This window comes from Streptomyces vinaceus (assembly GCF_008704935.1).
In the GTDB taxonomy this organism is placed as follows: domain Bacteria; phylum Actinomycetota; class Actinomycetes; order Streptomycetales; family Streptomycetaceae; genus Streptomyces; species Streptomyces vinaceus.
In genome coordinates, this window is sequence record NZ_CP023692.1 from 2,871,831 (window position 1) to 2,895,123 (window position 23,293).

General features: G+C 72.4%; 19 protein-coding genes. 7 read left to right on the forward strand and 12 right to left on the reverse strand.

Features of this window, described 5'->3' with window-relative positions:
• Positions 1 to 86: 86 nt before the first annotated feature.
• Positions 87 to 1,931: a phosphoenolpyruvate carboxykinase (GTP) gene (locus CP980_RS12615; protein ID WP_150528194.1), complete on the reverse strand. Its 1,845-nt coding sequence runs from the start codon at positions 1,929 to 1,931 to the stop codon at positions 87 to 89.
• 210 nt (positions 1,932 to 2,141) lie between these two features.
• On the opposite strand from CP980_RS12615, the gene trhA reads away from it, so the two are divergent.
• A complete protein-coding gene (trhA, locus tag CP980_RS12620; protein WP_132756325.1) occupies positions 2,142 to 2,819 on the forward strand; it encodes a PAQR family membrane homeostasis protein TrhA in 678 nt (225 codons plus the stop codon).
• A 67-nt stretch (positions 2,820 to 2,886) separates the two neighbouring features.
• On the opposite strand, the gene CP980_RS12625 is transcribed toward trhA, so the two are convergent.
• The 5 genes from CP980_RS12625 to CP980_RS12645 form a co-directional block, all read right to left on the reverse strand.
• Entirely contained in the window at positions 2,887 to 5,310 is a 2,424-nt protein-coding gene (locus CP980_RS12625) for a galactose oxidase family protein (protein ID WP_229906942.1), read from the reverse strand.
• Positions 5,311 to 5,354: 44 nt separating this feature from the next.
• The gene (locus CP980_RS12630) at positions 5,355 to 6,557 is read right to left on the reverse strand and encodes a glycosyltransferase (RefSeq protein ID WP_150528195.1); all 1,203 of its coding nucleotides are present in this window, start codon (positions 6,555 to 6,557) and stop codon (positions 5,355 to 5,357) included.
• Positions 6,558 to 6,562: 5 nt separating this feature from the next.
• Positions 6,563 to 8,248, reverse strand: coding sequence for an ArnT family glycosyltransferase (locus tag CP980_RS12635; RefSeq protein ID WP_373312837.1), 1,686 nt, complete (start codon positions 8,246 to 8,248; stop codon positions 6,563 to 6,565).
• Positions 8,245 to 9,570, reverse strand: a complete 1,326-nt coding sequence (locus CP980_RS12640) for a glycosyltransferase (protein WP_373312848.1) — start codon at positions 9,568 to 9,570, stop codon at positions 8,245 to 8,247. Before CP980_RS12640 ends, CP980_RS12635 begins: the two co-directional genes overlap by 4 nt.
• A 255-nt stretch (positions 9,571 to 9,825) precedes the next feature.
• Positions 9,826 to 11,880, reverse strand: coding sequence for a thioredoxin domain-containing protein (locus CP980_RS12645; protein ID WP_167535825.1), 2,055 nt, complete (start codon positions 11,878 to 11,880; stop codon positions 9,826 to 9,828).
• A gap of 262 nt (positions 11,881 to 12,142) precedes the next feature.
• Here CP980_RS12645 and CP980_RS12650 point away from each other — a divergent pair, with 262 nt between their 5' ends.
• Positions 12,143 to 15,430 (forward strand): tetratricopeptide repeat protein, encoded by a 3,288-nt coding sequence (locus CP980_RS12650; protein WP_189998498.1) that lies wholly within the window; start codon positions 12,143 to 12,145, stop codon positions 15,428 to 15,430.
• Positions 15,431 to 15,621: 191 nt separating this feature from the next.
• Here the strand turns inward: CP980_RS12650 and CP980_RS12655 are convergent, their stop codons facing one another.
• Both CP980_RS12655 and mca read right to left on the reverse strand, forming a co-directional pair.
• A complete protein-coding gene (locus CP980_RS12655) occupies positions 15,622 to 15,855 on the reverse strand; it encodes a hypothetical protein (RefSeq protein WP_132756309.1) in 234 nt (77 codons plus the stop codon).
• Positions 15,856 to 15,857: 2 nt separating this feature from the next.
• Positions 15,858 to 16,739: a mycothiol conjugate amidase Mca gene (gene mca / locus CP980_RS12660; RefSeq protein ID WP_150528199.1), complete on the reverse strand. Its 882-nt coding sequence runs from the start codon at positions 16,737 to 16,739 to the stop codon at positions 15,858 to 15,860.
• A gap of 121 nt (positions 16,740 to 16,860) precedes the next feature.
• Here mca and CP980_RS12665 point away from each other — a divergent pair, with 121 nt between their 5' ends.
• Both CP980_RS12665 and greA read left to right on the forward strand, forming a co-directional pair.
• On the forward strand, positions 16,861 to 17,289 hold the full coding sequence (locus CP980_RS12665) for a DUF4307 domain-containing protein (RefSeq protein ID WP_132756307.1): 429 nt from the start codon (positions 16,861 to 16,863) through the stop codon (positions 17,287 to 17,289).
• A gap of 136 nt (positions 17,290 to 17,425) precedes the next feature.
• Positions 17,426 to 17,923 (forward strand): transcription elongation factor GreA, encoded by a 498-nt coding sequence (gene greA, locus CP980_RS12670; protein WP_099889766.1) that lies wholly within the window; start codon positions 17,426 to 17,428, stop codon positions 17,921 to 17,923.
• Between the two features lie 80 nt (positions 17,924 to 18,003).
• On the opposite strand, the gene CP980_RS12675 is transcribed toward greA, so the two are convergent.
• The 4 genes from CP980_RS12675 to ilvA all read right to left on the reverse strand — a co-directional run bounded on the left by CP980_RS12675 (position 18,004) and on the right by ilvA (position 21,753).
• Positions 18,004 to 18,861 carry an ABC transporter permease gene (locus CP980_RS12675; protein ID WP_132756305.1) on the reverse strand — a complete coding sequence of 286 codons (858 nt, stop codon included), beginning with the start codon at positions 18,859 to 18,861 and terminating at the stop codon, positions 18,004 to 18,006.
• Complete coding sequence (locus CP980_RS12680) at positions 18,858 to 19,823, reverse strand: ATP-binding cassette domain-containing protein (protein WP_132756303.1); 966 nt, start codon at positions 19,821 to 19,823, stop codon at positions 18,858 to 18,860. Before CP980_RS12680 ends, CP980_RS12675 begins: the two co-directional genes overlap by 4 nt.
• Positions 19,824 to 19,909: 86 nt before the next feature.
• Positions 19,910 to 20,425 (reverse strand): hypothetical protein, encoded by a 516-nt coding sequence (locus CP980_RS12685; RefSeq protein WP_132756301.1) that lies wholly within the window; start codon positions 20,423 to 20,425, stop codon positions 19,910 to 19,912.
• A gap of 92 nt (positions 20,426 to 20,517) precedes the next feature.
• Complete coding sequence (gene ilvA / locus CP980_RS12690; protein ID WP_132756299.1) at positions 20,518 to 21,753, reverse strand: threonine ammonia-lyase; 1,236 nt, start codon at positions 21,751 to 21,753, stop codon at positions 20,518 to 20,520.
• Positions 21,754 to 22,011: 258 nt separating this feature from the next.
• Here ilvA and CP980_RS12695 point away from each other — a divergent pair, with 258 nt between their 5' ends.
• From CP980_RS12695 to CP980_RS12705, 3 genes are all read left to right on the forward strand, one after another.
• The gene (locus CP980_RS12695; RefSeq protein ID WP_132756297.1) at positions 22,012 to 22,533 is read left to right on the forward strand and encodes a MarR family winged helix-turn-helix transcriptional regulator; all 522 of its coding nucleotides are present in this window, start codon (positions 22,012 to 22,014) and stop codon (positions 22,531 to 22,533) included.
• Between the two features lie 81 nt (positions 22,534 to 22,614).
• Positions 22,615 to 23,043: a sigma factor-like helix-turn-helix DNA-binding protein gene (locus CP980_RS12700; protein ID WP_308439341.1), complete on the forward strand. Its 429-nt coding sequence runs from the start codon at positions 22,615 to 22,617 to the stop codon at positions 23,041 to 23,043.
• On the forward strand, positions 23,040 to 23,291 hold the full coding sequence (locus CP980_RS12705) for a hypothetical protein (protein WP_099889772.1): 252 nt from the start codon (positions 23,040 to 23,042) through the stop codon (positions 23,289 to 23,291). Before CP980_RS12700 ends, CP980_RS12705 begins: the two co-directional genes overlap by 4 nt.
• The last annotated feature ends 2 nt before the right edge of the window (positions 23,292 to 23,293 follow it).

Consider the following 23,293-nt stretch of genomic DNA (forward strand, 5'->3'; position numbering starts at 1 on the left):
CAGGTACGGGGCCGGTGCTGCGGTGGGAACCGCTTGGTCGGGGGCTCCCACACCCAGGTGCCCGGAGTCTCCTCCGGACAGGTCTTTCAGCCCAGGCGCTCGACGAGCGCGTGGTACTGGTCCCACAGCTCCTTGGGAGTGTGGTCGCCGTAGGTGTTCAGGTGCTCGGGGACCAGGGAGGCCTCGTCGCGCCAGACCTCCTTGTCGACGGTGAGCAGGAAGTCGAGGTCCGCCTCGGGCAGGTCCAGGCCGTCCAGGTCAAGGGAGTCCTTGGTCGGCAGGATGCCGATGGGGGTCTCGACGCCGGCGGCCTTGCCGTCGAGGCGCTCGACGATCCACTTCAGGACGCGGCTGTTCTCGCCGAAGCCGGGCCACACGAACTTGCCCGCGTCGTTCTTGCGGAACCAGTTCACGTAGTAGATCTTCGGGAGCTTGGACTGGTCCTTGCCCTTGGCCACGTCGACCCAGTGGCCCATGTAGTCGCCCATGTTGTAGCCGCAGAACGGCAGCATGGCGAACGGGTCGCGGCGCAGCTCGCCGACCTTGCCCTCGGCGGCGGCGGTCTTCTCGGAGGCGATGTTCGAGCCGATGAAGACGCCGTGGTTCCAGTCGAAGGACTCGGTGACCAGCGGGACGGCGGAGGCGCGGCGGCCGCCGAAGAGGATCGCGGAGACCGGGACGCCCTTGGGGTCCTCCCACTCGGGGGCGATCGTCGGGCACTGGGAGGCCGGGACGGCGAAGCGGGCGTTGGGGTGGGCCGCCGGGCTGTACCCGTTTTCCGTCTGGGCGGACTCCGGGGTCCAGGCGTTGCCCTTCCAGTCGATGAGGTGCGCGGGCGCCTCTTCGGTCATGCCCTCCCACCAGACGTCGGAACCGTCCGGGGTGAGCGCGACGTTGGTGAAGACGGTGTTGGCGTACATCGTCTTCATGGCGTTGGCGTTGGTGTGCTCGCCGGTGCCGGGGGCCACGCCGAAGAAGCCGGCCTCGGGGTTGATCGCGTACAGGCGACCGTCCTCGCCGAAGCGCATCCAGGCGATGTCGTCGCCGATGGTCTCGACCGTCCAGCCGGGGATCGTGGGCTCCAGCATGGCCAGGTTCGTCTTGCCGCAGGCGCTCGGGAACGCGGCCGCGACGTACTTCGCCTCACCCTGCGGCGGGGTGAGCTTGAGGATCAGCATGTGCTCGGCGAGCCAGCCCTCGTCGCGGGCCATGACGGACGCGATGCGCAGGGCGTAGCACTTCTTGCCGAGCAGGGCGTTGCCGCCGTAGCCGGAGCCGAAGGACCAGATCTCGCGGGTCTCCGGGAAGTGCGAGATGTACTTGGTGGTGTTGCAGGGCCACGGCACGTCGGCCTGGCCCTCGGCGAGCGGAGCGCCGAGGGTGTGGACGGCCTTGACGAAGAACCCGTCGGTGCCGAGCTCGTCGAGGACGGGCCTGCCCATGCGGGTCATGGTGCGCATGGCGACGGCGACGTAGGCGGAGTCGGTGATCTCGACGCCGATCGCGGAGAGCTCGGAGCCGAGGGGGCCCATGCAGAAGGGGACGACGTACATCGTCCGGCCCTTCATGGAGCCGCGGAAGATACCTTCCTGCCCGGCGAAGACCTCCCGCATCTCCGCGGGGGCCTTCCAGTGGTTGGTCGGGCCCGCGTCCTCTTCCTTCTCGGAGCAGATGAAGGTCCGGTCCTCGACGCGCGCGACGTCGGACGGGTCGGAAGCGGCGTAGTACGAGTTGGGTCGCTTGCCCTCGTCCAGCTTCTTGAACGTGCCCTTGGCGACGAGCTCCGCGCACAGGCGCTCGTACTCGGCCTCGGAGCCGTCGCACCAGACGACCTGGTCCGGCTCGGTGATCGCTGCGATCTCGTCCACCCAGGAGATCAGCTCCTGGTGGGTCGTCGGGAGGGGAAGGGGAGCCGCGTTCTCGCGCGCCACGATTGCTCCTTGAAGAGGGGTTGTTTGGTGTTTGCCCCGTGGGGGCTGCGACCCGGATGCTTCGCGCTCCGCTCATCCGGTGCCGACCGCACTCATCTGATCATCCGGTGCATGTGCGCATATGTCCAGGGGGCCTCTCACGTGAGCATCGCCACTCCCGTCAATCTTCCGTAAAGCGCACTAACGGAAACCTACGGACCCGTAGGTAGCATGGCGGCCATGACTTCTGACGCCGCCGCCGCTCCGGCCGCACCGGAGGCCAAGCCGCTGATGCGCGGCTGGCTGCACACCGGGATGTTCCCTGCCGTGGTCATCGCGGGCCTGGTGCTGATGGCCTTCACCGAGTCGACGCGGGCGCGGGTGGCGTGCGGGGTGTACGTCCTCACGGCCTGCCTGCTCTTCGGCGTCAGCGCCGTGTACCACCGCGGCACCTGGGGGCCGCGGGGCGAGGCGATCTTGCGGCGTCTGGACCACGCCAACATTTTTCTGATCATCGCAGGGACCTATACCCCGCTGACCGTGCTCCTGCTCCCGCCCTCCACCGGACGGACGCTCCTGTGGGCCGTGTGGATCGCGGCCGCGGCCGGCATCGCCTTCCGGGTCTTCTGGGTCGGCGCCCCGCGCTGGCTGTACACCCCCTGCTACATAGCGATGGGCTGGGCCGCGGTCTTCTTCCTGCCCGACTTCCTGCACACCGGCGGCATCGCGGTCCTCGTGCTGGTGATCGTCGGCGGGCTCCTCTACAGCGCGGGCGGCGTGATCTACGGCATCAAGCGCCCGAACCCCTCGCCCCGCTTCTTCGGGTTCCACGAGGTCTTCCACTCGCTGACCCTGGCCGCCTTCGTGGCCCACTACGTCGGCATCTCGCTCGCCGCGTACCAGCACTGAGCCGGGCCGAACCCCCGTCAGGAGCCCCGGCGCCCGTCGGCGCCGGGGCTCCTGACGTCACGGGCGGCTACGTGCAGGCGTAGCCGTCGCCGTCCGGGTCCAGGCGCAGCGGGTCGCTGCCGTTGACCTTCATGCGCTTCGGGTACTGGTGGGCGGCCAGCCAGTCGCAGCGGGCCTTCGTGGTCTCCTCGACCTCCGCCGGGAACCTCGTCGGCACGCACTGGCTCGCCGAGCCGTAGTGCCGGTCGCAGCCGGCCACGGTCGGGGCGACGGGAGCCGAGTCCCGCTTCGCGGGGTTCGGTTCGGGGGCGGCCCGCGGGGCGTCCGCGAAGTCGTGGACGTGCGGGGACGGGGCCTCCTCCGCGGCCGCGAGCGCCGAGGCGCCGCCCAGGTGCACCCAGGTCGCCACCGACGGGACGCCGTTCGCGTCGACGCCGAAGAGCATGTACCAGCCGGGCGGGGCCAGGTTCGGGTTGCTGGTGACGTTGAGGTCGACGGTCGTGTCGTTCACCACCGACAACGGCAGGTCCACGTACCGCTGGTTCGGGTCCGAGGAGTGCGTGACCGCCGCCGGGCGGATCAGCTCCGCCTTGGCGATCGGCCGGTCGACGGTGATGCGCTGCGTGTCCCCGTACACCCACTGCGTGTCGATCACCGACGTGAGCTTCGGGCGCGCGCCCTTGAACAGGTACGGCGGGGTGTAAATCGACACGTTGTGGTTGTACGTGCCGTTGCCCGGGTTGTCGCCGACCGCCATGACCCGGCCGTCGGGCAGCAGGAAGGCGCCCGAGTGGTACGTCCGCGGGATCGGGTCGGCCGGCAGTCCGGCCTTGTAGGTGTTGGTCACGGGGTCGAAGAACGAGGCCTCGAAGACCGGGTCGGCCCGGTCGTGCAGCCCGCCGCCGGTCTCCAGCACCTTGCCGTCCGGCAGCAGTACGGCCGACACGTACATCTTGCCCTCGGCCCCGGTCTGCGCCCGCCTGACCCCGCCCACGTCGACCAGGCCCTGCGGCAGGTCGGGGCCGGCGGTGTACGCGGGGCTCGGCGCCTTGAGGTCGATCAGCTCGGTGAGGCGGTGGGCCGCCGGGTTCGACTCGTTGTTGCCGCCGCCGATCGTCAGGACCCGCTGGTCCTGGGCGGGCGGCAGCAGCACGCTCGCCGACTCGTCGCGCTCGTCCTTCTTGCGCAGTCCGGGTACGTCCGTGACCGTGTTCGCGCCGTAGTCGTAGACCGACGCGCCGCTGCCCTGGGTGCCGTTGCCGAAGGTGTGGCTGCCGGAGTAGAAGAGCCGCCCGTCCTGCATCAGGATCATCGAGGGGTACAGACCCCAGTACGACCAGGTCTGGTTGACCTCGTTCAACGGCAGCCACTTGTTCTGCGCCGCCGAGAACCTCTCCGCGGTGACGTTGCCCGTCGAGTCCTCCTTCAGGCCGCCGAAGGAGATCACGTCGCCGTTGCCGAGGACCGTCGCCGACGGGTACCAGTGCCCGCCGTTCATGTCGTTGGTCCGCGTGTACGCCTCGGTCGCCGGGTCGAAGACGTAACTGTCCCTCAGCCCCTGGTAGCCGATCTTGCCGTCGGCGGACGGGTACCCCTTGTTGCCGCTCATCACGAGCACGCGGCCGTCCGACAGCTGCACGTGGCCCGAGCAGAACATGTCCACCGGCGTCGGGATCGTCTTGAAGGACCCGTTCGCCGGGTCGTACACGGCCGAGGTGAACGTGCCCGCATTGAACTGGGCGATGTCGTTGCCCGAGCCCGCGATCAGCAGCACCTTCCCGTTCTTCAGCACGACCGCGTGCATCGAGCGGATCGGGTTCTTGGCGGGGATCACCTCCCACCTGCCCTTGGCGCACTCGTCGGGCGTGCCCGTGCAGGCGGGCTGCGGCGGGGCGGCGCCCACTTCCTCCAGCGCGTAGTCGTCGGTGGTGAGCGTGCCCACCCCGTAGACCGAGAGCCCCCACGTGATCTTGTCGGTGCCGGGCGGGACGGCGGGCGTACGGACCTCCGTTCGCGCCCACGCGGCGCTGACGGGCGGGTTCTGCAGGTCCGTCCAGTACTGCCAGCCCGCCGTGGTGTCGTGGCGGAAGACGGTCACGGACACGTCCGGGGTGTTCGACTTGTACCAGGCGGACAGGTCGTACTGCCTGCCCGGTACGACGGTGGGCGCACACGTGGTGTTCTCGGTGACCAGGGCCTTGCGGTCGCCGCTGAGGCGGCGGGTGAGCGAGACCTTCATGGCCTTGGTGCCGCTGTGCGCGTCGGCGACGGTCGCGTAGGTGAAGTCGTTGTCGCCCCAGCCGGACTTCTCCCAGCAGGACGGCATGTCCGCGCCGGGTGCTCCGGCGGTCTCGAAACCGGCATTGGTGAGCAGATTGGGCGGTCCGGCCGTGGCCTGCTGCGGTGCGGTGAGCAGCAGGCCCGCGGTCATCGCCCCGACGGCGGCCAGGGCGGCGCGCCGCCCGGCCTTCCGCCGGATGTTCGCTGGCATGGACGGTTCCCTTCTGTCTGTTCCGTGCGGCGGCTCGGTGGAACTCAACTCCCGTCGCCGCGAGTGGTACGGGTCGTGCGCGGCAGGTAGACGAGGGCCTCGGTGGCGGCGAACCGCAGGACGAAGGTGGTGACCAGGGCCAGGGCCGTGGCGGGCAGCACCTGCATGCCGAACCGGGCGACGAACAGGGCGATCAGCGGGATCCGCAGCAGCAGGTCGGCATTGGCCAGCAGGGCGAAACGGCCGACCCGGTCGGCCCAGTGGCGGTGCCGGCGCCGTTCGCGGAAGAGCAGGATCTCGATGAGGACGAAGTTCCAGACCACCCCGGCCTGGTTGGCGGCGATCTCGGCCGGCAGGTAGTGCACCCCGGCGTGCGTGAGCAGCCACAGCGCGAACAGGTTCGGGACGAAGCCGGAGAGCCCGATCAGCCCGAAGCCGATCATGCGGGCCAGCGGGGTCGCGGAGCGCAGCGCGGCAAGGTGGGCGAGGAACCGCAGCCCCTCGCGGGCCCCGGACTTGGACTCGCCGCAGTAGCGGTCCTGGAAGACGAACGGCACCTCGGCGACCTTGGCGGGCCGGCAGCGCACGGCCAGCTCCAGCAGGATCTTGTAGCCGAGGGGTTTGAGGGCGTCCGCGGTGACCAAGGGGCGGCGCATGGCGAAGAATCCGCTCATCGGGTCGCTGATCCCGCGCAGGGCGCGCGGGAAGAGCCCCTTGGTGAGCCAGGTCGCGCCGCGCGAGACGGCCACGCGGTAGTTCCCTGCGAGTCCGGCCCGGCTGCCGCCGGGCAGGTAGCGGGAGGCGACGACGAGGTCGGCGCCGGTGCGTTCGCCCTCCCCGACGAGCTCGGGCACCAGGTGGGGCGGGTGCTGGAGGTCGGCGTCCATGACGACGATCCAGTCCGTACGGGCCCGTTTCACCCCTTCGACGACGGCGCCTCCCAGCCCCCCGACCGCCCGCTCGCGGTGCAGGACGGAGACCGGGAAGGGCAGGTCGGGGGCGGCCTTCTCGATGACGGCCGGGGTTCCGTCCGTGGAGTCGTCCACGAACAGCACCGCGCAGGGCAGGTGGGCGGGGAGCGAGGCGGCGAGCCGGCTCAGCAACTCGCTGATGTTCCCCTCCTCGTTGAAGGTCGGGATGATGAGGGTGACGCTGCCCGCCGCGCGCTCGGCCTCCTCCTGCCGCTCACCCGGAATGGATACTTCCGGATCGCTCAGGGCGTGCGGGGTCCACAGGTCCTCGCTCATGGCGGTCAGCTCCCGTCGGCTCGGTCGGTCCTGCGGATCTCGATGCGGTCCTCGCCGGAGCCGAAGACGGCCACCACGCTCGAATGCTCCAGCGCGGCCTTCACGTTGGGCAGGTCCACCGCGTCCCGGCGGACGGTGGGCGAGGAGACCACGTAGTCGATGTCGCGCCAGCCGCGCGGCAGGGTCTTGGTGACGGCGGGGTCGAGGTCGGCCTTGTAGAACCAGACGGCGCCGAGCCCGGGCTGGAAACCGTGGTGCACGGCGTCCAGCCAGAGCGCGTCGTCCACGAGGACCCGGGTGCGCCCGGGATCGGGGACCTCCCGGCCGAGCCAGGCGGCGGCCTGCCGGTACGGGGCGTTGGCGTCGGCCGTGAGCGCGGTGCGGTCGCCCTCGTACCAGCGCGGCAGGACGTACACCGCGGCCGACAGGGCGAGTACGCCGATCAGCGCGCGGCGCCCGATCAGGCGCGACCGGCGCTCCCCGGGCGCCCGGCGGCGACGCAGCACCGCGTGCGTGACGCTGGCCGCGCCCCCTGCGAGGACCAGCGCGAGGAAGGGCAGCGCCTGGATCACGTACATCGCGGGCAGGTAGCCGGAGGGCCGCATCGCGACGGCCGCGAGGATCACGGCGGCGAGCGCCGGGCCCGCGAGCGCGCGGGCCGTGACGGACCACCTGGGGGTGGCGAGCAGCAGGAGCGCTCCGGCCAGCCCGCCGAGCGGCAGGACGGTGTCGTAGTACAGCCAGGACCGGAGCACGCCGTTCGAGCCGGATCCGGGGGTGAGGACGAAGCCCGAGCCCGGGCGGCTCATCTGGTACGTGATGCCGTCGATCAGCGAGACGTGCCCGGCACCGGGCAGCAGTTCGCTGTTGAGCAGCGCGTACAGGGGATAGGAGAGCCCGATGAGCGCGCAGGCGGTGACGGCCCCGGTGACGGCGAACTTGCGGGTGTCGCGGTGGCTGTGGCGCCACATGGTCACCAGCAGCGCCGGGAGCACCACCAGCATCGTCTCCTTGGTCAGGACGGCGGTGGCGGCGGCGAGTCCCGATCCGAAGTGGTGCCACAGGTGGCGGCTGGGGGACGCGGCCAGGCAGAAGGCCAGCAGCATCCACAGGACGGCGAGGTTGTCGAGGAAGATCTCCCGCTGGAGCACGACGGAGAGCGGGGAGAGTCCGAAGAGGGCCATCGCGAGGGCCCCGGCCCAGCGCGGCAGCCAAAGCCGGCGGGCGAGCACGTAGATCAGTACCGAACTCGCGGCCGAGACGGCGAGCATCGAGAAGCGCATCGGCGCGACGGTCATCCAGTCGGGCACGAGGAGCGAGGGCAGGTAGGTCAGGCCCGCTATCTGGATCCAGCCGAGCGGCGGATGGTCGTACCAGTACGTGTAGTGCGCGAGGCCGTCGCCCTGCTGGACGGCCCACGCCTGGGCGAGGTACGTGCCCTCGTCGTCGCTCAGGGTCGGGAAGTTCGTGATGTTCCAGCCCTGGACGAGGACGATCGCGAGCAGGACGGCCCCGCAGAGCAGCAGGTCGGGGCGGGAGGAGCGGAACCGGACGAGGGGGTGGGCCGGGGCGGGCGGCCGGACCCCGAGTCCGCCGGGACGGGTTCGCTGCTGCGGGATCAGAGGTGCGGTGCCGGCGGCCGTGGCGGTGCCGGGCCGGGGATCAGTGGCCGTGGGCAGGGTGGCGGTCACTGGTGGCCGTCCTCTCGGATCGCGGTGGACGCGCCGGCGGCGGAGACCGCGGCGGTGGCGCTGATCGGAGCGAGGTGGGCGCCGGTGTGGCTGGTCAGCTCCCACTCGTTGCGGCCGCGCTGCTCGCGCCAGACCGCCCGGATCGCGGCGCCGGCCAGCATCACCTGGTAGAACGGGCCGCCGACGACGAGCTTGAGGTAGTGCACGAAGCGGACGCGCAGCCCGTACTGGCGGCCGAAGTCGTGCAGGCCGACGATCTCGAAGACGAACGTCACCATCGCCGTGATCATGGGGAGGAAGGTGATGATCGCGATGCCGACGGGCACGTCGAGCAGGACCGCGACGGCGAAGTTGAGCGGGATGATCACCCCGGAGGCGGCCTGCATGAACGGGGTCATCAGCGTGTAGCGGGCCAGCCAGCGCTGGCCGCGGCCGGGCAGCCGCTGCCAGTCCTTCTTCCGGTAGACCTGCAGGAAGCCCTGGTTCCAGCGGGTGCGCTGCTTGAGCAGGCTCATCAGCGAGCCGGGCGTCTCCTCGCGGGTGACCATGTCGCAGTCGTACGCGACGACCACCTTCTTGCCGGCCGAGGAGAGGCGCACGCCCAGGTCGCAGTCCTCGGCGAGGCAGTTCTGGTCCCAGCCGCCGGCCTCGCGGAGCACCTCGGTCCGCACGAAGACGGTGTTGCCGCCGAGTGGGATGAACCCCTTCTCGGCGTGCAGGTGCAGCCGGGAACGGAACCAGAAGAAGTACTCCAGGCAGTTGCGCAGGCTGTACCAGGAGGAGTGGAAGTTGATGAGCTGGACCCCGCCCTGGACCACGTCGGCCGCGGTGGCGCGGAAGGCGTGGTCGACGTGGGCGAGCAGTTCGGGATGGACCTGGTCCTCGGCGTCGAAGACCCCGACGATGTCGCCCCGGCAGTGCGGGAGGGCGGTGTTGAGGGCCTTCGGCTTGTTCTTGGTCTCGTGGTGGTCGACGACGACCCGTACCCGCTCGGGGGCCCGCGCGGCGGCGGCCTCGGCCACGGCGGCGGTCGCCGGGTCGTCGTGTCCGACGATGACGATGATCTCGTAGTCGCCGTGGCTCGATTCGAGCAGCCGGTCGATCGTGTGGCTCAGGACCGCCTGCTCGTGCCGGGCCGGCAGCAGCAGCGAGAAGGCCAGCCGGCCCTCGCCGTCGGGGCGGTCGAACCGGGTGGAGGCCAGCGTCTCCGGCGTGCGCCACGCGTGCATCTGCCACCACAGCGTGAAGGCGGCCATCCAGAACAGGGCAAACGAAATCCCGAATATGACAACAGAGGTGTACAAAACGTCCCCCACAGACATGCCGCGGCACCCGGCGGCGATCGGCAAACCCCCCAGGGGATCGAGGCGGGCCCCCCGGCCCGCCCGCCCCTGCTTCCCCCAGCTCCCCCTGCTTCCCCCTCGGGCGCACCCCCCGGTGCACCCGCTCGGCGGCTCCCCCTGACGTCCGCAGACACGAGAGTAGGCAGCGAAAATGAAACCCAGGAGCCGCGGGGATAAAAACCAGGTTTCCGAACTGTCGGACCAGCAACTGGAATTGACGCTACTCCGGCGGATTCAGGGGCGAACCGCACCCAACTGACCAGCCAGCTCGACCGGGTCCGTCGTAGGCCGCGCGCAGACGAAATGTCGACACACATACGCCGTCGGAAGGTCGTGTACGAGTGTGCGCTCGTCCAGGAGGGGGAACTCGCCCCCGCTGCCGTCGGCCGCCCGCGGCAGCCCGGCCGCCACCACCGCCCCGGGAGCCGTCCCCAGCAACGCCGCCCGGTGCAGCGCGGCCAGCGCCGGATCCTCGGGGTGGCCCACCACGGCCACCTCGCGCGGACCGTCGAGCAGCGCCTCCGCGACCGCGAGCCCGTGCCCGATGAACCGCGGGACGCGCGGACCCAGCGCGTGCACGACCCCGAGGGCCCGCTCGGCCGCCGTACGGTGCGCCTCGGACCCGGTGTGCGCGGCGTACGAGAGCAGCGCGCCCGCCGCGGCCGTCCAGCCGGAGGGGGCCGCGGTGTCGGTCGGGTCCTGGGGGCGCCGGATGAGCCGCTCGGCGTCGTGCGCGGTGTCGTAGAGGGAGCCGTCCTCCGCGGTGAACCGGTCCAGGACGAGGTCGACCAGGAACCCGGCGAACTCCAGCCAGACGCCCTCTCCGGTCACGGCCGCGAGCGCGAGGAAGCCCTCGGCGACGTCGCCGTAGTCCTCCAGGACCCCGGCATTGGCGCCGACGCGGCCGTCCTTGCTGGTCCGGGCGAGGCGGGCCCGGCCGTCCATGTGCACGCGCACCAGCAGGTCCGCCGCCTCGGTCGCCCGCTCGATCAGGTCCGGCCGCTCGAAGTACGCCCCGCACTCCGCCAGCGCCGCGATCGCCAGCCCGTTCCAGGCGGCGACGACCTTGTCGTCGCGGCCGGGCGCGGGCCGCTCGGCGCGCGCCGCGAGCAGCCGCCGCCGGATGCCGTCGATCACCCCGGCGTCCACGACGGGCCCGTCCTGCGGCAGCTGGAGCACGGACTTCCCGTGCTCGAAGGTGCCCTCGTCGGTCACCCCGAAGTAGGCGGCGGCCAGCGCCGCGTCGTCCGCGCCGAGCACCTCGGCCAGCTGGGCGGGGGTCCAGGCGTAGTACGCCCCCTCGACGTGCTCGCCGCTCTGCGGGTCCTCGCTGTCGGCGTCGAGCGCGGAGGCGAAACCGCCCTCGCTGGTGCGCAGCTCGCGCACCATGAAGTCGGCGGTCTCCAGGGCGACGCGCCGCGCGAGGTCGGAGCCGGTGGCCCGCCACAGGTGCGCGTAGACCCGGCACAGCAGCGCGTTGTCGTAGAGCATCTTCTCGAAGTGCGGAACGACCCATTCCCGGTCGACGGAGTACCGGGCGAACCCGCCGCCCAGCTGGTCGTAGATCCCGCCGCGGGCCATCGCCTCGCAGGTGTCGGCGGCCATCTGGAGGGCCCCCTCGCCGCCGGTGCGCGCGTGGTGGCGCAGCAGGAACTCCAGCACCATGGACGGCGGGAACTTCGGCGCCCCGCCGAAGCCGCCGCGGACGGCGTCGTACTCGCGGGTGAGCCTGAGCAGGGCCCCGGCCAGCTCCTCGGGACCGGGCGTGCCGGCCTTGCCGTAGTCCAGCTGCCGCCCGGCGAGGTCCCGTACGATCCGCTGCGCGACCTCGTTCACCTCCTCGGGCCGCCCCACCCAGGCGGTCCGCACGCCTTCGAGGACCTCCATGAAGGAGGGCATCCCGTGCCGGGGCTCGGGCGGGAAGTACGTCCCGAAGTAGAACGGCTCGGCGTCGGGGGTCAGGAACACGGTCATGGGCCAGCCGCCCTGCCCGGTGGCGGCCTGCACGGCCTCCATGTAGACGGCGTCGACGTCGGGCCGCTCCTCGCGGTCCACCTTGATGTTGACGAAGTGCTCGTTCATGTAGGCGGCGGCCAGCTCGTCCTCGAAGGACTCGTGCGCCATGACGTGGCACCAGTGGCAGCTGCTGTACCCGACGCTGAGCAGCACCGGCACCCCGCGCTCCCGCGCCTCGGCGAAGGCCTCCGGCGACCAGGGCCACCAGTCGACGGGATTGTCCGCGTGCTGCAGCAGATACGGCGAGGTCTCATGGGCGAGGCGGTTCGACATGGCCCCATCCTCGCGCACGGGACGGGACGCCGCCGGGAGCCCGGAACGGCGTGCCTGCCGGGCGCCGGCCGGGCGCCGAGCGGGGGCCACGGCACGCCGGGTGCATCGGGGGCCGCTTGCGCGAGGTGGAACGTACATATATGCGCGGGAGCGGGGGGAGTTGGGTCAACTCCCTCTGATCTAGCTCAGATTCCTCGCGCTCGCGGCAGTCCCGGCGGACACTTGGGGCCACGTTGCCGGAGCTCTCTTGAGGGGGATGCCGATGCGGGACAGCCATCGCGGTGAGGCCGAGCGACTGTTGGAGCGGGCCGTGGACGAGGAGGCCCGGCGGGGGGCCGGGACCGGCACGCCGGTCGACACGGCGGCGCTGACGGCGCGCGGCCTGGAGGCGCTGGACGCGCTGGCGGCGAGCGCCGCCGAGGAGTACGCGGCGTACGTACGGGCCCTGGACGAGGCGGCGGCCGGGGACGAGTCCCTCGGCGAGGCCTTCCGGCGCGGGAACACCTCAACGGCCCTGCTCGTGACGGCGGTTGCGGCGGCAGCGGCCGTCGGGGCGGACCTGTCGCTCGGGGTCGGGGCCGGTACGGCACTGGCGGCCGGCGCCGTCACCGGCCTCGCCGGGGCGGTGGCCACGGTCGCCAAGGTGACCGCCCTGCACCTGCCCGCCGCGAACCGGCGCGCCGGGGTGCGCGGCCGGCCCGGCGGGCCGGAGCAGCTGCGGCTGCAGTGGCTGACGGCGCTGGAGGTGCGCGGGATACGACCGTTCCTGGAGCAGCAGCGCACGGTGGCCGCCGCGGCGCGGGGGCCCCGCCAGACCTCCCGGACCGCCGCCCCCCAGCTGCGCGGCACCGACCGCAGCGCGGAGGCCCGGCGGCGCAGCGTACTGGAGCAGTCCTTCGGTCAACTCCCCCAGACGGCCGTCTCGTTCTCGGGCCGCCGCGCCGAGCTGACCCGGATCGCGCAGTGGGTCCAGGCGGCCCGGGCCAGTACGGAGACCCGCCCGGTCGTCGTGGTGCTGCACGGCGAGCCGGGCGTGGGCCGCACGGCCCTCGCCCTGCGGGCCGCCGGCGCGCTGCGCGACCAGTTCCGCGGGGCCTGCGTGGTGGACCTGCGGGGCGGCTCGCTCAGCGGGGAGGCGCCGCTGCCGATCCGGGAGGCGCTGCTGCACCTGCTGAACCGGCTCGGCGCACCGCGCGAGCAGCTGCTGTTCCGCGAGGGGTCCTCGGCGGAGCAGCAGGTACGACGCCTGCACGAGCTGTACCACCAGCACCTCCAGGGGCTGCCGGTCACGGTGCTGCTGGACGACGCCGTGGACGCGGAGCAGGTGCGGATGCTGGTGCCGGAGCGGTCGGAGAGCCTGGTGCTGGTGACGTCCCGGAAGCCGCTGGAGCTGCCCGGCCTGTCGGCGTGGGTGCACCAGCTGCCGGTGGAGCGGCTCGGGGAGGCGGAGAGCGCGGAGCTGGTGCGCGCGGGGGCCGAGGCGGCCGGTGCGGTCCCGGCCCCGACCCCGACCCCGACCCCGGTCCCGGCCCCGGTCCCGCAGAAGGAGGACGGGGCGGACGCCCTGCGGGCCCTGCTCGCGCTCGGCGGCGGGCTCCCGCTGGCCCTGCGCGTCCTGGCCCCGCTGGCCCCGCTCGCTCCGGCCGAGGCGCAGCCCCCGGCCGGTCCCGACGCGCTGGAGGGCGCCCTCGCGCTGGCCTACGTACGGCTGCCCGAGGAGCGGCGGCGGCTGCTGCGGCGCCTGACCCTGGCCGGGCGGGCCTCGCTGGGGCCCTCGGCCGCGGCGGCGCTGATCGACGCCGACCGGGCGGCCGCCGGGCTGCTGCTGCGCGAGCTGGCGCAGGCGGGCCTGCTGGACCACGTGCGCGGGGAGCGGTACCGGATGCACGACGCGGTGCGCTCGTACGCGGCGGCGCGGCTCGCGGCGGACGAGGACCGGGCCGAGGCCTCGGCGGCGCACGGCCGGCTGATCCGCAACTACGCGCAGCTCGCCGACGCGGTGATCCGCATGGTCGACGGGAAGATGTCGACCCGCGCCCACCACTTCGGCGGCCACGGCTTCGCCTCGCTCGACGCGGCGCTGCGCTGGCTGGACGACGAGTCGAGCTTCATCACGGCCGCGCTGCGGCACTCCGAGGACGTGGACCAGCAGGCCGTACTGGACCTGCTCGGGGCGCTCTGCGACTTCTGCCTGCTGCGCGGGGACCTGTACCGGCTCGGCGAGATCAACGAACTCACCCTGGCGGTGGAGGCCGCCCGCCAGGGCGGTCCCGGCGAGGGGCGCCTGGTCCGCTCCGTGCAGTGGCGCACCGGTATCGCGGCCCGCCAGCTCGGCGAGCTGGACAAGGCCCGGACCACGCTGACCTCGGTGGTCGACCAGTACCGGGAGGCCCACCAGGACGCCGGCGCGGGCATGGCCCTCATCTCGCTCGGCATCACCTTGCACCACCAGGGCCAGCTCCCGGAGGCCGCGGCCCGCATCCGCGAGGCGCTGGTGCTCCAGGAGCCGGACGAGCTGGCCGGCGACCGCGCGTGGGCCCTGCACGCCCTCGCGGCGGTGGAGCGCGACCGCGCGCACCTGGCGGAGGCGGCGCAGCTGCTGGAGCGGTCGCTGGCCCTGCACCGGGAGAGCGAGAGCGTCCACGGTGAGGCGTGGGCGCACTTCCAGCTGGGCCAGGTGCACCTGAGGCTCGGCGACGTCCCGGCGGCGGAGGCGGAGCTGAAGCTCGCCCTCGACCTGTACGGGCGCACGCGCGACGAGCGCGGCCAGGCCTGGGCGCTGACCCAGCTGGGCCGGGCCCGCGTCGTCGACGGGGACACCGGCCCCGCGGTGGAGCGGCTGCGCGAGGCGCTGGCCAGGCACCGGGAGCAGGAGGACGCGCGCGGCGAGGCGTGGACGCTGTACTACCTCGGGCAGGCGCTGGAGGAGGGCGGCGAGCGCGACCAGTCGGTACGGGAGCTGGAGCGGGCCCGCACGATGTTCTCGCGGATGCGGGACGTGTACGGGCTGGCCCACGCCCGCCATCACTCGGGCCGGGTCACGCGCGACCAGCGGGCGGCGCAGACGGGGAACCTGCGCAACTCGGGGTTCGCCCGGCAGCTGCTCATGGACGCCCGGGCGGACTTCCGGCGGATCGGGCTGGCCCACGGGGAGGCGTGGACCTGCCTGGAGCTGGCGGTGATCGACGCGGGCAACGGACGGGTGGCGCAGGCGCTGGGTCTGTGCGAGGAGGCGGCCCGGCTGTTCATCTCGTACGGGGACCGGCGCGGGGAGGACTGGGCCCGCTTCCTGCGCTGCACGCTGCTGCCGTACGCGCTCCCGGGCGGTGCGGGCGTGGAGGAGGCCCGGGCGGAGCTGGCCCGGCTCGCCGCCGCGCCGCACACGATGCGGGACGGGCGCCTGGAGGACGGCCTGGACGCCTACGCCGTGGTGCTGGGGCGCGGGGTGGATCCGGCGGAGGGCTGGCAGGCGTGGCGGCTCGGGCTGGTCCCGAACCTGCACTCGCGGGAGATCATGGGGGTCCCCATGCCGCCCGCCTCGCCGGCGTGACGACCGGGCGGGCCGGCCGTGCGGCCGCGCGGGCCGGAGCCGGTCGCGGCCGGCCGCCGTACGGACCCGCCCGCTGCGGACCGGCCTGACGGGCGAGCCGCGGGCAGCCCGCGCTCACCGCCCCGCCCGTGGCGGGGCGGCGGCGGGCCGGCACCCGGAGCCCGGGCGCGACATGCCGGTGGAACGGCTCCCTACGGGGCCTTCTCCGCCGCCGGGGCGGCGACGGCGGCCGCTCCGGCCTCCGGGGCCTCCTTGAAGTCGACCCGGCCCATGTGCCGGCTCATCGACTTCATCAGGCCCCACACCGCCAGGGCGAGGGCCGCGAACACGATGAAGCCCAGGACGCCGGGGGTCACCTTGTTCTTGTCGAAGGTGTCCCCCGCCAGCGGAAGGAGCTCGGTCAGTGCTGCCTGCGTAGCGCTCATGGCTACGCATTCTCCCGGATGCCCTCGAAGAGGTCGGACTCGGGGAGGGAAGTGTCGACGAGCGACTTCGCGAGCTCGTACTCCTCCGTGGGCCAGACCTCCTTCTGGATCTCCATCGGGACGCGGAACCAGCCGCCGTCCGGGTCGATCTGCGTGGCGTGCGCGACGAGCGCCTTGTCACGGATCTCGAAGAAGTCGGCGCACGGCACGTGCGTGGTCAGGGTCCGCTCCTTGCGCTCGAACTCCTTCCAGCGCTCCAGCCACTCCCCGTAGGGGGACTCCATGCCGCGCGAGAGCAGCGCCTCGTGCAGGGCGACGGTGCGCGGCTTGTTGAAGCCCTGGTTGTAGTAGAGCTTCTGCGGCTGGTACGCCGGGCCGAACTCGGCCTCCGGGTACTTCTCGGTGTCCGCGGCGCCCTCGAAGGCCACCATCGAGATCTTGTGGGTCATGATGTGGTCGGGGTGCGGGTAGCCGCCGTTCTCGTCGTACGTGGTGATGACCTGCGGCCGGAAGGCGCGGATCTTCTTCACCAGGCGGCCGGCCGCCTCGTCCACGTCCTCCAGGGCGAAGCAGCCCTCGGGCAGCGGGGGCAGCGGGTCGCCCTCGGGCAGCCCGGAGTCGACGTAGCCCAGCCATTCCTGGTCGATGCCGAGGATCTGGCGCGCCTCGTCCATCTCCTTGGCGCGGACCTCGTGGATGTTCTCCTCGATGTACTTGTCACCCTGGAGCTTGGGGTTGAGGATCGAGCCCCGCTCACCCCCGGTGCAGGTCACCACCAGCACGGGAACCCCTTCGGACACGTACTTGGCCATGGTGGCCGCGCCCTTGCTCGACTCGTCGTCGGGGTGGGCATGGACGGCCATCAGTCGAAGCTGCTCGGTCAAGACAGGATCCTCTTTGAGTCGTCAGGGCGTTCGCCTCCTATAGTGACCGAATCGGGGGGTGGAAAAATTCCGGGGCTGCCCCTGGGAACCTTCAGTTCTGCCCTCCCGAAAGGAACGATCAATGAGCGCGGTGCGCGAGGGGCTGCCCGAGGGCCGGTACGGCCGGTCGGCGGACGAGCGTGCGGACCGCAAGCTCAAGATCGTCGGCTCGGTGCTGGGCGTCGGGCTGCTGGGCCTGGTCGGGTGGATCGGCTGGGACTACGTCGCGGGCCAGAGCGTCAGCGCCGAGGTGATCAAGTTCCAGGTGGTCTCGGACACCGAGGTGAAGGTGCACCTGGAGGTGCGCAAGGACGCCGGGGTCACCGGGGTGTGCACCCTGAGCTCCCAGAACGAGGAGCACGCCGAGGTGGGCCGCGCGGACTTCACCTTCGGGGCGAAGGACACGCGCGTGGACGAGATGCTCTCGCTGAAGACCACGGGCCGGGCGACGATGATCGAGCTGGTGGGCTGCCAGGCCGCGGACAAGGGCACCACGCCGACGGCAGGCTGACCTCTTTCCTGCTCACGGGCCCGATGACACACTTCATACACATGGTGTCCTCCCCCTTTTCTTCCCGAATTGTTAGGCTCGTGGTTTCGCCCGCCGCTGGCGGACAAGTAGTCCCCTGTACCGACGAGGAGCACCCGTGACCCAGACGAGCGAGAGCGTCACCTGGCTGACCCAGGCGGCGTACGACCAGCTGAAGGCCGAGCTGGACTACCTCTCTGGTCCCGCACGCACGGAGATCGCCACCAAGATCGCAGCCGCCCGCGAGGAGGGCGACCTGCGCGAGAACGGCGGTTACCACGCGGCCAAGGAGGAGCAGGGCAAGCAGGAGCTCCGCGTCCGCCAGCTGACGCAGCTCCTGGAGAACGCCAAGGTCGGCACCGCGCCCGCCTCCGACGGCGAGGTCGCGCCCGGCACGGTCGTCACCATCGCCTTCGACGGCGACGAGGACGACACCATGTCCTTCCTGCTCGCCTCGCGCGAGTACGCGTCCTCGGACTTCGAGACCTACTCCCCGCAGTCCCCGCTGGGCACGGGCGTGATGGGCAAGAAGATCGGCGAGAACGCCGAGTACGAGCTGCCGAACGGCAAGAAGGCCACGGTCAAGATCCTGGACGTCAAGCCCTTCCAGGGCTGATCACCCCACCCGTACGAGGAAGCCCCCGCCGGATCTCCGGCGGGGGCTCTCCCGTGTCCGGGGACCCCGGCGCGGCCGGCCTACGCGCTCGCCGAGCGGTACTTGCGGACCGACAGGGTCCGGAAGACCACGATGATCAGCACCGACCACAGGACCGAGGCCGTGACCGGGTGCTGCATCGGCCAGGCCGCGGGCGCCTCGTACCCCGGCGGGAAGTTGCCGAACAGCAGCCGGGCCGCCTGCACCGTGGCGCTGAACGGGTTCCACTCGGCGATGGTCCGCAGGAAGGGCGGCATGTTCTCGGCGGGGACGAAGGCGTTCGAGATGAACGTCAGCGGGAAGAGCCAGATCAGCCCGCCCGAGGTGGCCGCCTCCGGGGTGCGCACCGACAGGCCGATCAGCGCGCCGATCCAGGAGAACGCGTACCCGAGCAGGAGCAGCAGCGCGAAGCCCGCCAGCACCTCGCCGGGGCTCGTGTGGGTGCGCCAGCCGACGAGCAGGGCGACGACGGCCAGGACCACCAGGGTGAGGGTGGTCTGGACGAGGTCGGCCAGCGTGCGGCCGGTCAGGACCGCGCCGCGGGCCATGGGCAGCGAGCGGAAGCGGTCGATCAGCCCCTTGTGCATGTCGTCGGCGATGCCCGCGCCCGCGCCGGCCGTGGCGAAGGTGACGGTCTGGGCGAAGATGCCGGCCATCAGGAACTCGCGGTAGGCGGCGGGCGAGGTGCTGCCGCCGACGCTGATCGAGCCGCCGAAGACGTAGCTGAAGAGCACGACGAACATGACCGGCTGGATGACCCCGAAGATGATCATCTCGGGGATCCGGGACATCCGGATCAGGTTCCGCTTGGCGATGACCAGGGAGTCGCTGACGCCCTGGACGATGCCGCCCCGGGGGCGGGGCGCCGCGAGCTCGGGGGTCGGGGAGGTGGTGCTCATTTCTGCGCCTCCTCGTCGTTCAGGGCCGCCGTGTGCCCGGTGAGGGAGATGAACACGTCGTCGAGGGTCGGGCGGCGCAGGGCGATGTCGTCGATCTCGATGCCGCGGGAGTCCAGCTCGCGGATGACCTCGGCGAGCAGCTTGGCTCCGCCGCTGACCGGGACGGTCAGCTTGCGGGTGTGGTCCTCGACGGTGGTCTCGCCCTTGCCGAAGCCGGCGAGCACGGCGCGGGCTGCGGCGATGTGCTCGCGCTCGTGGACCACGACCTCGACGCGCTCGCCGCCGGTCCGGGCCTTGAGCTGGTCGGAGGTGCCGCGGGCGATGACCTTGCCCTGGTCGACCACGCAGATGTCGTGCGCGAGGTGGTCGGCCTCCTCCAGGTACTGGGTGGTGAGCAGCAGGGTGGTGCCGCCGGCCACGAGCTCCTGGATGACGTCCCAGAGCTGCTGGCGGTTGCGCGGGTCGAGGCCGGTGGTCGGCTCGTCCATGAACATCACGGGCGGGCGGACGACGAGTGCGGCCGCCAGGTCCAGGCGCCGGCGCATGCCGCCGGAGTACGTCTTCGCGGTGCGGTCGGCGGCGTCGGCGAGGTGGAAGCGCTCCAGCAGCTCGCCGGCCCGGGCCTTCGCCGCCCTGCCCGTCATCTGGTAGAGCCGGCCGACCATCTGGAGGTTCTCGCGGCCGGTCAGGTACTCGTCGACGGCCGCGAACTGGCCGGAGAGGCCGATGGAGCGGCGGACTTCGTTGGGGTGCTTGAGGACGTCGATGCCGGCGACCACCGCCCTGCCGCTGTCCGGCCGGAGCAGGGTGGTCAGGACGCGCACCGCCGTGGTCTTGCCCGCGCCGTTGGGGCCGAGCAGGCCCAGCACGGTGCCTTCGGGGACATCGAGGTCCACGCCGTCCAAGGCCCGTACCTCGCCGAAGGTCTTCACCAGACCTTCGGCGTAAATGGCGCCTGGCATAGGGATTCCCCCTGTGGGTATCGGGCCGGTGAACCGGTACTTTCCCAGGCAAATCTTAGGGGCGCCGGTCAAGTACCGCCCGGGTGTCAGCCCGCGCCGAGGTACGTGACGTTCACGGTGAGCAGGCTCTCGTTCGACTTCAGGTTCACCGTGGTCGACTGCTTCGTGCTGCCGATCAGCAGCACCCAGTCCGTCTTCTCGTAGCTCTGCGGCGCCGTCTCCCGCCAGCCGAGGTGCTTGAGCTGCTCCCCCAGCCGCGGCAGGGCCCATTCCGCCTGCTGCGTGGTCGTGACCGCGGTCCAGTCGACGACGCTCGCGTTCTTCGTCGTGTTCGCGTCGCCCGAGCCCTTGCCCTTCTCGGGGTCCAGACCCGCCGCGCGCAGCGAGGACTTGACCTCCTCGTCGACGGTGTCGCGGCCGAGCGGCGCCCCGGTGGGCTTGGCGGAGGGCTTGGCGGAGGGTTTGGCCGACTGGCTCGCGGCCGGCTGCTGCGGCCCCGCCGCGCCGGATCCGCCGGAGGACGAGCAGCCCGCGAGGGCGAGGGCCGCCGAGGCCGCCAGAGCGATGACTGCCGCTGATTGCGGTCTGACGCGAATGTGCACCGAGAGACTCCCACCCCATGTGAATGTGGCCGGGAGTCTCACACAAACGGCCGGATTCCGCACCCCTGTGTCACCACCGAAGGGGACAAGACCTAGCTCATCACCGTGTATCCGGCACCGTGGAGGGAGCGCGCGACCTCGGCGCAGTGCTCCGGGCCCTTGGTCTCCAGGTGCAGCTCCACCTCCACCTCCGTGAGCCCCAGCCGCGGATCGGTCCGTACGTGGCTCACGTCCAGCACGTTCGCGTCCACCGTCGACAGCACCGCCAGCAGCCCCGCCAGCGCCCCGGGCCGGTCCGCCACCCGCAACCGCAGCGACAGGTAGCGGCCCGCCGCCGCCATGCCGTGGCGCAGGATCCGCTGGAGCAGCAGGGGGTCGATGTTCCCGCCGGACAGGACGGCCACCACCGCGCCGCCTCCCCCGTACAGCTCGGGGCGGCTCAGCAGGGCGGCCACGGGGCTGCACCCTGCCGGTTCGACGACCAGCTTGGCGCGCTCCAGGCAGAGCAGCAGGGCGCTGGAGAGGGCGTCCTCGGAGACCGTGCGGACGCCGTCGAGGAGCTCGCCGATGATGTGGAACGGGATGTCGCCGGGACGGCCGACCTTGATGCCGTCGGCCATCGTGACCGGGTTGTCGACCGAGACCGGGTGCCCGACGCGCAGCGAGGGCGGGTAGGCGGCCGCACCCTCCGCCTGGACGCCGATGACCTTCACGTCGGGGCGCAGGGCCTTCACCGCGACCGCGATGCCCGCCGCGAGGCCGCCGCCCCCGATGCCGACGAGGATCGTCCGCACCTCGGGGCACTGCTCCAGGATCTCCAGGCCGACCGTGCCCTGGCCCGCGATGACGTCGCGGTGGTCGAAGGGGTGGATGAACACCGCCCCGGTGCGGTCCGCGTACTCCTGGGCCGCCGCCAGGGTCTCGTCGACGACGTGCCCGTGCATCCGCACCTCGGCCCCGTACTCCTGCGTCGCCGCCACCTTCGGCAACGGCGCCCCGACCGGCATGAACACCGTCGAGCGGACGCCGAGCAGGGAGGAGGCGAGGGCCACGCCCTGCGCGTGGTTGCCGGCGCTGGCCGCGACCACGCCGGCGGCCCGCTGCTCGGGGCGCAGGCCGGCGATGCGCACGTACGCCCCGCGCAGCTTGAAGGAGCCGGTCCGCTGGAGGTTCTCGCACTTGAAGTGGACCGGGGAGCCGGTGAGGGCGCTCAGGTGCCGGCTGTTCTCCATCGGCGTGACCCGGGCGACGCCGGAGAGCATCTTCTGGGCCCCCCGGACGTCGTCGAGGATGACCTGCGGAACGGGCACGGGCACGCGGTAGTTCATGCGGCCAGTCTCGCAGCCCCCACCGGTCACGGCACCGGGCACGGCTCGGGCAGGGATCAGGGCAGGGATCCGGGGCCCGCACAGCGGCTACAGCGGCTACAGGGGCCCACAGGGGGCGAAATCACGCCATCCGGGACGGGCCCGCCGCCCGGGTCCGGACCGCCCGTATCAGTTCTCGTACGAGGCGTACGGGCCGCCCCACGGCCGCGTACTCTGTCCCCCAACCTTGTCGGCCCCACGCGAAGAGAGCTCACGGCCATGCCCTCCAACCCGGCCAATTCCGACCTGCCCACGGCGGCCGAGGCGTCCGCCGAAGCCGGGCTCCTCGACGCGCTCCAGCACCAGGTGGCCGTCTTCGCCCGGCGCGCGGAGCAGACCCGCCTGGGCGGGGTCGGCCAGGCCCGCAACTCGATGGACCGCGCCGCGTACCTGCTGCTGAACCGGCTGGACCTGGAAGGCCCGATGGGCGTCAAGGCGCTCGCCGGCGGCATGGGGATCGACTCCTCCACCGTCACCCGCCAGGTCGCGCCGCTCGTCGACAGCGGCCTGGTCAAGCGCACTTCGCACCCCGAGGACGGGCGGGCCGTGGTCCTCGCGCTCTCCCAGCGGGGGCTCGCCCGGCTGGAGGAGGTCCGCTCCTCGCGCCGCGAGCTGATGGCGCGGGTGACCGAGGACTGGTCCGAGGAGGAGCGCGAGTCGTTCACCGGGCTGCTGACCCGGTTCAACGGCTCGCTGTCGGAGCTGATGGGCGCGGCTTCCGAGGCGGGCCCCGCCTCCTGAGGTCCGGGGCGCTCCGCCGGCCCGATCCGGAGTCCGTCCGACCTCTTGGCCGGGCGGCCCGCTGCCCGCACTATGTGGCCTGTGGACGACCACGGGCCGGGCACCTACGCGGAGTTCGAGGCCTTCGTCGCGGGTGCGGCGGGGCGGCTCCTGCATGTCGCCGTCCTGCTGACCGCCGAGCCCGAGGCCGAGCCCGCCGCCGCCCGCCGGCTGCTCGCCGGCGCGCTGGCCCGTACGTACGCGCAGTGGCGCCGGGTCCGCCGCGACGACCCGTACGACCGCACCCGCCAGGAGCTGTGCGCCGCCTTCGCCCGCACCGGCTGGCGCCACCACGGCGGTACGGGGCTCCTCGCGCCCCTCGGCCCGCTGGAGCGGCTCGTCCTGGTGCTGCGCGTGTACGAGGGCGTCGCCGAGGAGGTCACGGCCGCCCAGCTGGGGCTGCCGGTCGAGCGGGTGCGGGCGCTGTGCACCCGGGCCGTGGCGCAGGTGCGCTCCCGGGAGGCGGCGTGAGCGCCGCCGACCGCAAGGAGGAGCAGGTCAGGCGGCTGCTGGAGGGTCCGCGCCCGGTGGTCCCGGCCGGGCTCGCGGCGAGCGCCGCGGCCCGTGGGGACCGGCTGCTGCGCCGGCGGCGGGCACTGCGGCGGGCCGGCTGGACGCTGCTGGCCGCCGCGGCGGTGGCCTTCGCGGTGTGGGCCTCGCTGACCCGGCCGTGGGAGGTGCCGCCGAGCGGTGTGTCCCCGCCCCTGGAGGGCTGGTAGCC